General features: G+C 70.6%; 7 protein-coding genes. 4 read left to right on the top strand and 3 right to left on the bottom strand.

What is annotated here, in order from left to right; translation table 11 throughout:
• The 4 genes from ASJ79_RS34220 to ASJ79_RS20345 all read left to right on the top strand — a co-directional run.
• On the top strand, positions 1-231 hold a 231-nt coding region (locus tag ASJ79_RS34220; protein WP_231750950.1), incomplete at its 5' end, for a helix-turn-helix domain-containing protein.
• Complete coding sequence (locus tag ASJ79_RS20355) at positions 198-842, top strand: CHAT domain-containing protein (protein ID WP_369803726.1); 645 nt, start codon at positions 198-200, stop codon at positions 840-842. The genes ASJ79_RS34220 and ASJ79_RS20355, both read left to right, overlap by 34 nt.
• Before the next feature lie 122 nt (positions 843-964).
• A complete protein-coding gene (locus ASJ79_RS20350) occupies positions 965-2,269 on the top strand; it encodes a hypothetical protein (RefSeq protein ID WP_067959124.1) in 1,305 nt (434 codons plus the stop codon).
• On the top strand, positions 2,266-3,351 hold the full coding sequence (locus tag ASJ79_RS20345; protein WP_067959121.1) for a hypothetical protein: 1,086 nt from the start codon (positions 2,266-2,268) through the stop codon (positions 3,349-3,351). Before ASJ79_RS20350 ends, ASJ79_RS20345 begins: the two co-directional genes overlap by 4 nt.
• On the opposite strand, the gene ASJ79_RS20340 is transcribed toward ASJ79_RS20345, so the two are convergent.
• The 3 genes from ASJ79_RS20340 to lysX form a co-directional block, all read right to left on the bottom strand.
• Positions 3,345-3,647, bottom strand: coding sequence for a hypothetical protein (locus tag ASJ79_RS20340; protein ID WP_067959120.1), 303 nt, complete (start codon positions 3,645-3,647; stop codon positions 3,345-3,347). The two genes, ASJ79_RS20345 and ASJ79_RS20340, sit on opposite strands and share 7 nt — an antisense overlap.
• A gap of 10 nt (positions 3,648-3,657) precedes the next feature.
• Complete coding sequence (locus ASJ79_RS20335; RefSeq protein ID WP_231750949.1) at positions 3,658-4,968, bottom strand: alpha/beta hydrolase family protein; 1,311 nt, start codon at positions 4,966-4,968, stop codon at positions 3,658-3,660.
• 63 nt (positions 4,969-5,031) lie between these two features.
• Entirely contained in the window at positions 5,032-8,334 is a 3,303-nt protein-coding gene (gene lysX, locus ASJ79_RS20330) for a bifunctional lysylphosphatidylglycerol synthetase/lysine--tRNA ligase LysX (protein ID WP_067959114.1), read from the bottom strand.
• Between the last annotated feature and the right edge of the window lies 1 nt (position 8,335).

Raw genomic sequence — 8,335 nt, 5'->3', positions numbered from 1 at the left:
GTCGACCCGCGGGTGCGGCGGCTGCGCACCGACGATCCGCTGATGGCCTCGACCCTGCAGGCCTATCTGGACGGTTTCGGCGACATCGCCGCGGTGGCCGCGCGGCTGCACGTGCACCCGAACACCGCGACCATCCCGTGCTGCTGGTCCTCGACCCCAGGATCCCGGGGCAGCGACCCGACTCACCGCTGGGTTCGGTGCTCGGCCGACCGGACCCCGACGGGCCGCTGACCCGGCATTTCGCCGAACTGCGGGCCCGGCGCGACGTGCTGCCCGGCGTGGACGCCGCCGTCGAGTTGTTCCGCTCCGGCGAGGCGGACCGCGGATGGCTGGCGACCCAGCTCAGCCGCGGTCCCAGCCGGTTGATGTACGTCGGGCACGCCAGCGCGGCCGACGGCGACATCGGGCATGCCGACCGGGCGGCGGTGCATCTGGCCGAGCAGCGGCCGTTGACGGCAGGGGAACTGATGACGGCGCAGCTGCCGATCCCGCCCCGCGCCGCGCTGCTGGCGTGCTCGTCCGGCGGAGACTACCGGTTCGACGAGGCGACCGGGTTGGTGGCCGCGTTGATCCTCGGCGGCGCCGACGTGGTCACCGCCACGTTGTGGTCGCTGCCGACCGCCGCGGGATACCGCCGGTTTTGCGGCGGCGCAGCCGATTCCCAGGATCCGATGGCGGACACCGTGATCGGGGTGGACGTCGCCCACGAGGCACAGCATGCGGGCCGGGCGGTCAACGCCTGGCAGCGCACCCAGATGACGCGCTGGCGCGACGGTGATCCGGCGGCCAGCCCGCTGTACTGGGCTGCGCTGGTGACGTTCACCGTGGACGGCGCGCGATGAACTGCCCGCCCTCCGGGCGGCTCACCATCACGTCGAGCTCGACTTCATGGCAGTCCGAACAGAATTCACCTGACAGGCGCGGGACGACGAAGGCTGCCCGACCCGACATCTATCCTGATCCGGTGAGCGCGGCCCCCGAGACCCCGGTGTCCGTGCGGCAACCCCGCCGCGCGGTCATTGACAGGGCCTGGCGGTCGATCGGTCCCGGTGTCGAGGTGCTCAGCGGTGACGACGGCGGCCCGCTGACCCGCACCGTGAAACGCATCCTCGACCCGCTGGTGCTCAGACTGCGCGCGAACACCAGGTTTTCGGCGCCCTTCGTGACCGACGCGGTCGCGGCCGAGATGCACGAGGCGATCCTGAGCCACGGCGACACGCTGCGCGCCACGGCCCACTGGTTCGACCTGCTGAAAAAGGAGCGTCGCCGGCTGCGTATCACGACGGGCAACGCACAGGAGCTGTACTTCCCGCTGTGCTTCGAACTCGCGGTGACCCGCGGGGCGCCGGGCGAGCAGCACGTGGCCGCGGCCGTCCTGCGTGACATCCACTCCGACCGCGACCGCACCGCGACCGAGGTGCTCGACCGTCACCTGGCCGATGCCGGCGTCGTCGCGGCGCTGTCGGCGCAAGCCGTGCGCAGCTGGCACGACGTGCAGGCCGGTCCGCAGAGAAGCGGTCCGTTCCTGTCGGGACTGAGCACCGTGCTGGGGCGGGCGGACAGCCACACCGCTGCGGCGGCACGCCAGCGCGTGTGGACGGCGCTGGTGGCGGACCCGACGCCCTACAACCTGGGCGCCGCCGCGCACCGCGACCCCGCGTCCCTGCCGTGGTCGATCGTCGCTCTCGGGATGAGTTCAGTTGAGCCGCAACAGCCTCCGGAGATCACCGGTGGCTCCGGCGAGCGTCCCCTGGACCGTGGTGTGGCCGACCGGGTGCGGGCAACCCTGCGCCGGGCACTGGCCCGCGACGAGCTGCCGGACGTGCCCTTGCTGTGCGCCGAGGAGGTGGACCGGGCCTGTGCCCCATGGGGTTTGCTCGGTGAGGACAAGCAGGCGACGTTGATCGTCGGCATCGACGTCGCCGTCGACCTCGCGCCACTCGACGACACTGCTCCGTGCCGTAGCGAACTGGCCCGGCAGATCCAGGCGCGGCTGCGCAAGGAGGCCTACGTGCTGCACGCGCGCCGATACCTGGCAGGCGGCGCACCGCTCCATCCCCGTCAGCAGGCCGTCGTCGACGAGCTCGCCGCGTTCTGCCGGCCCTACCTGAGCCGGCTGTGGGCACGTCTGCACGGCCGCGACGTGTGGCAGGAACCCTGCTCCGAGGTCGGTGTCGTGCGCGAGCTGCTCGAAGGGGTGTCCCGATCGGTCAGCCTGGACCACCGCCAGCGCATCAAGACGATGCTCGAGGCGCAGGACACCCGATGAGGTTCGTCACCGACGCCGGGCTGTGGGCCACGGAGCCGGCCCGACCCCCAGGACCGCTGACCGCCGTCGTCGAGCTGCCCGGCGCGGTGCTGTCCTGGACGGTCGACGATCCACCGCAGGCGCCGCCACACCTGGCGTTCACCGACGTCCTCCGCGCGGAATGGCTTTGGCGGGTCGTCGGTGAGCAAGGGCACGCCGACATCGTGTCCGCACTGGATGGCGCCGCCACCGGGCCGGTCGAGGTCGCCGGTCCCGGTTTCGACGCCACGGAGTTGAGGCAGCTGCGCCGGCTGGCGACGGGGCACTGGCTGCGCAGGTGGTGGCCGACCAGCTATCGCGACGGCATCCTCGGGCTCGACCTCGCGGTCCTGGACGCGGAACTGGCGCTGCTCACCGCCTCCGCGCAGCACTATTTCAATGAGGACACGTTGGACTCCGACGTCGCGGGGCTGCTCCAGCCCCACACCGGTGCGCTCGATTCGCTTGCGCGCTCGGGGGACCCGCGTGTCGAGAAGTTGGCGCGGGTGTGCGCCGAATTGGTCGACGACCTGGGGATCGAGGCCGCGGGCGGCCGATCGCTCGGGGACCGCCGCGACGACTACGCGTTGGTAGCCGGTGGCCAACGGCCGGATGCCGCCGGCATTCCGATCGCGGTCGGCGCGGCATCGGTGAGCTGGGCGGCTGTTCCGCCGCGGGTGTTCGATGCCGCCGAGAACACCGTGCACTGGCGGGTCGGCGCCGACGGCGCCGCGGCCACCGCCACCGTGCGCACCGATCTGGTGGGTCCGGCTTCCCCGGCGGGGATCGCGGTCGGCATCCGCTCGGCCGGGGTCACCGGTGCCGGCCTACTGGACGGCGCGGGTGCGGCGTCCGTCGTACTCGTCGACGCCGACCGCACTCCGGTTACCGACACCGCGGCCTGGAACCATGACTGGCGCGACACCGTGGTCACGATCGGCGCAGGGACCGTGGAGACACGCGAGGCGCGGGACAGGGTGCGCGCATTCGCTCGGGCGCGGCTGCGCAGTCCCGGGCCGGACGCCTTCCTGGCGGAGGTGCTCGCGGCGGAGAGCGACTACTGACCGCTGTCGGGTTTCTTCGACATCGATTCCCGGATCTGGGCGAGACGTTCGGCGGCGGCGCGCTGCCGCGCGTCGTACTGTTCCTCGATGGTGCGACCCTCGATCGTCTCGGAGTCGAGTTCGGCCGCGCCGATCGAGGTCGTGTAGCGGGTCTCGATCTTCTCGCGCACGGAGTCGAACGTCGGGACGCCGTCGGCGGTGTATCCGGTGTCGACCGGCGCCGGTGGAGCGGCGGGCACGACGTCAGCCACGACGTCAGCCACGATCTCGGGCTCGGTGCTGGGTTCGTCCGGCATGGTTCCCAGGCTACCCGCGGATCGCCGTCGGAAAGCCGACCTGAGGTGCCCGGGGGGTGCCGATTCTGGCTGCGAGCCATGGCAACGCGGTCGCGAACGCGTTCGACGCGAACGGCCAGTCGTGGTTGCCGGGCTGGCTGACGACTGCGCAGTCGATGCCCGATCGGATGGCCAGCCCGCACAGGCGGTCGGCGGCGAGCGCCTGATCGTTGGGCTTGGCATCGCCACCGACGGAGCTGTTGACGTCGAACCATCCCGCCAGCCCCTGATACGGGCCGTGCCGGGTGAGCACCGAGGCCGGGTCGAACGACAGGTAGGCGTCGGTGTTCCCGCCGAACAGCCGGTCCACGGTTTCGGTCTGGTTGCCGGCATTGGGTGCCGCGTCGCCTGCGATGTCGACGAACGCACCGAAGATGTCCGGATGCATGACGCTCAGGTCGACAGAACAGGTGCCGCCCATCGAAAAACCGACGACACCCCAGTTGGCGCTGTTCGGGCTGACACCGTAGTGCGACTTCACATAGGGCACGACGTCTTTGACGAGATGATCGGCGGCGTTGCCGCGCGTGCCGTTCACACACTCGGTGTCGTTGCGGAACGTTCCCCCGGCGTCTACGAACACGATCACCGGGGCATAGCCGCCGTGCGTGGCGGCGAAGTCGTCGAGGGTCTTGACCGCCCCGCCGGACCCGAGCCAGTCCGCCGGCGTGTTGAACTCGCCGCCGATCATCATCACCACCGGCAAGGCCGGCGGCGGATCGGCAAACCAGGCCGGCGGCAGGTACACGAACTCTCTCCGATGTGTGAAACCCGAAGCGGTGGCGGGGATGTCGACGGTGAGCACGCTGCCTTTGATCGGGATCCTGTGCTGTCTCTGCATCGCCGTCACGGTGACCTGATCGGTCTGGTCGGGCAGCGGTCCCGCCGTCAGCCGGCTCCACGCCGTCTGCACCGTGGGGAAGTAGCCGACCCACAGGTTCAGCACCAGCGCCGTGGACAGCACGCACAGCGGCACCGCCAGCAGGGCGGCACCGCGAACCCACCACCGGGCTCCGCGCCACCCCGCCAGGAGCACACCGAACGCGAAGCCGCACAGGGCGATCCACAACCAGAACGTGCGCGGCGCCGGGTCGGTGTCGTCGGCGACACCGGCGGACTCGATGTAGCAGTACACGGCGACCGCCAGCAACACCCCGATCAGCGTCGACCACGGCAGCCACAGTGTGCGCCATCGGCGCGTCCGCCACCCGACCGCGGCCACCACGGCGACGGCCGTCAGGATCTGGACCGACACCGGCAACCAACCGTGCGTCAACGTCACAGTGTCCAGATTGAGCACCGCAGCTGCGAACCGGCTGCGACCTCGCTGCGAACGAGGTCGGAGCTAGCGCGGTTTGGCCAGCGGGAACGGCAGGGTCTCGCGGATGCTGCGCCCGGTGATGAGCATGACCACCCGGTCCACGCCCATCCCGAGGCCGCCGGTCGGAGGCATCGCGTACTCCATCGCCTGCAGGAAGTCCTCGTCGAGTTCCATCGCCTCCGGGTCGCCGCCGGCGGCGAGCAGCGACTGCTCCTGGAGCCGGCGCCGTTGTTCGACCGGATCGGTCAGTTCGCTGTACGCGGTGCCGAGTTCGACGCCCCAGGCGACCAGGTCCCACCGTTCGGCCACACCGGGGATGCTGCGGTGCGGTCGGGTCAGCGGGGACACCGACGTGGGGAAATCCTTGTAGAACGTCGGCTCCCGGGTCTGGTCCTCGACGAGGTGTTCGTAGAGCTCCAGGACCACCGCCCCGGCGTCCCAGTGCGTCAGGTACGGAACGCCCGCACGGTCACACAGCCGCCGGAGGGTGGGCAGGTCGGTGTCGGGGCCGATCTGCTCGCCGAGCGCTTCGGACACCGCGCCGTGCACGGTCTTGACCGCCCACTGCCCGGAGATGTCGACGGGCTCGAGGACCCCGTCCTGGCGGGGGCGCATGAACACGTGAGCGCCGTTGGCAGCCTGCGCGGCGTTCTGGATCAGCTCCCGGCACCCGTCGATCCACACGTTGTAGTCGGCGTGCGCCTGATAGGCCTCCAGCAGCGTGAACTCGGGGTTGTGGCTGAAGTCGACACCTTCGTTGCGGAACGCGCGGCCCAGCTCGAAGACGCGCTCGACCCCGCCGACGCACAACCGCTTCAAGTACAGCTCCGGCGCGATCCTCAGATACAGGTCGAGGTCATAGGCGTTGATGTGGGTCAGGAACGGCCTGGCGTTCGCGCCGCCGTGGATCTGCTGCAGGATCGGCGTCTCGACTTCAAGAAAACCCTTGGCCACCAGCGTTTCCCGGATCGCGTGCAATACCCCGCTGCGCGCCCTGATCAGGTCGCGGGCGTCGGTGTTGACGGCCAGGTCGACGTAGCGGGCCCGGACCCGGGCCTCCTGATCGGTCAGCCCCTTCCATTTGTCGGGCAGCGGCCGCAGGCACTTGCCGATCAGCCGCCAGCCCGTCGCCAGCAGCGACCACGTGCCCGACCGGCTGTTGCCCATCGTTCCGGTGACCTCGATCAGATCGCCCAGGTCGACGGTCCGGGTGAACTCCGCGGTGTCCCCGCCGGCGAGCAGTGAATTGTCCAGCAGGAGTTGGACTTCCCCGGACCAGTCGCGCAACTGGGCGAACAGCACTCCGCCGTAGTCACGAAGCCGCAACACCCGGCCCGCCACCGTGACGTCGGCGCCGTCCGCGGCGGACAAGGCCTGCGCGACGGTGTGGCTGGGCGGGCTGCCCACCGGGTACGCGTCGACCCCCTGGCCCTGTAAGGCCTTGAGTTTGGCCATCCTCACCCGCACCTGCTCGGGCAGCCGGGGATTGTCGTCCTCGGCCGTATCGGCCTGCAGCCCGATCCCGTCCGGTGCGGTGCCGTCGCTGTGCAACAGGCCGGTGGCCACCAGTGGGCCGGGTGCGGCGATGTGGTGGCCGGTGTGGGGCTGTTCGTGCCGCCGCGAAAACGGCAGCACCAGAAAGCCTTCCGCGATCACCGACGCGACGCCGACCCGGGGCACCAACCGGGCGTCCTCGTAACAGGCATACCGCGGTACCCACTCGGGCTGGTACTTCATGTTCGACCGGTACAGGGTCTCCAGTTGCCACCAGCGCGAGAAGAAGACCAGCAGCCAACGCCACAGCCGCGCCACCGGGCCCGCTCCGAGCTGCGCACCCTGCTCGAAGGCCGAACGGAACATCGCGAAGTTCAACGAGATCCGGGCGACGCCGATGTCCTCGGACTGCATGCACAGTTCGCTGACCATCAACTCGATGGTGCCGTTGGGGGACTGCGGGGAACGGCGCATCAGGTCCAGCGACACCCCGTTGCCGCCCCACGGCACCAGCGACAGCATCGCCACGACGTGCCCGCCCTGCAGCGCCTCGACCAGCAGGCAGTCGCCGTCGGCCGGATCGCCGAGCCGGCCCAGCGCCATCGAGAAGCCGCGTTCGTCCGCGGTGTCACGCCAGGCGTCGGCACGTCCGATCACCTCGGCCATCTCGGCTGCGGACAGCTCACGGTGCCTGCGGGTCCGCACGGTGACGCCGGCCCGCCTGGCGCGCGTCACCGCCTGGCGGACCGCCCGCATGTCGGGCCCGGACAGCCGGAAGTTCTCGGGGTGCAGGATCGCCTCGTCCCCGAGCTGCAGCGCGCTGAGCCCGGCGTCACGGAAGGCCTGCGCCGCCGCGGAACTCGCACCCATCACCCCGGGGGCCCAGCCGTAGGTCTCGCACAGCTTCAGCCACGCCTCGATGGCGTGTGGCCAGGCCTTGGGGTCGCCGACCGGGTCCCCGCTGGCCAGGCACACGCCGACCTCGACGCGGTAGGTGATCGCGGCGCGACCGCTCGGTGCGAACACCACGGCCTTGTCCCGGCGGGTGGCGAAGTAGCCCAGCGAGTCGTTCTTGCCGTAGATCTCCAGCAGTCCCCGGATCGCCGACTCGTCCTCCCCGGTGAGTGCGTTGTCGGCGCGCTGCGACTGGAACAGCACGACCGCGGCGATCATCAACGCGACCGCGCCGAAGAGCCCGAGCAGCGCGTTGACGAACACGTGCGGGTGACCGCTGAACACGTCGGCGTCCGCCCCGGCGAACGCGCCGACCCGGTTCAGCGCGTACCAGAACCGGTCGGAACGGGCGAGGCTTCCCGGGAAGAGTTCCAGCAGGCCCCAGCCGACGAGTGTCCCGACGGCCATCCCGGCCACCAGCGTGGCGGCCGCCTTGACCAGCGCTCCGCGCCGTACCCGCGCCCAGAACTGCGTGCGGGCCAGCAGCAGGAACGCGATCGCCGCCAGGTGAAATCCCAGTCCGACGATCTCGCCGACCTTCTCGGGCCAGCGTTCACCGCCGCCGACCAGCGCGGCGAGGTTCCAGCCGAGCGCGGCGATCATGTAGCCGACCAGAATCCACCACGCGATGCGTTTGCGCGCGGCCAGGGCGGCGGCCAGCAACGCCAGCACGAACGCCCAGGCGAAGCTCGTGTCGGGGAAGTTGAAGATGTACTGGTCCACCCACTCGCGCGGCACCCGGATCAGCGACCGGATCAGTGGCGAGACGCTCGCCAGCAGCGACAACGTCGCGATGACGCCCACGATCCAGCCGGCTGCCGCGGGCACCCACCGGTACCTGGACGTCGGGCGTGCCCGGACGAGGCTGGTTGAGGTCATA

Source organism: Mycobacterium sp. NAZ190054, from assembly GCF_001545925.1.
In the GTDB taxonomy this organism is placed as follows: domain Bacteria; phylum Actinomycetota; class Actinomycetes; order Mycobacteriales; family Mycobacteriaceae; genus Mycobacterium.
The sequence above is the reverse complement of the archived record's forward strand: the minus strand, read 5'-3'. Positions and strand labels throughout refer to the sequence as shown.

What these genes read in the sequence shown, in the direction of transcription:
- ASJ79_RS20345 (WP_067959121.1), top strand. Translation starts at nt 2,266, where the DNA reads ATGAGGTTCGTCACCGACGCCGGGCTGTGGGCCACGGAGCCGGCCCGA.
- ASJ79_RS20340 (WP_067959120.1), bottom strand. Translation starts at nt 3,647, where the DNA reads ATGCCGGACGAACCCAGCACCGAGCCCGAGATCGTGGCTGACGTCGTG.
- lysX (WP_067959114.1), bottom strand. Translation starts at nt 8,334, where the DNA reads ATGACCTCAACCAGCCTCGTCCGGGCACGCCCGACGTCCAGGTACCGG.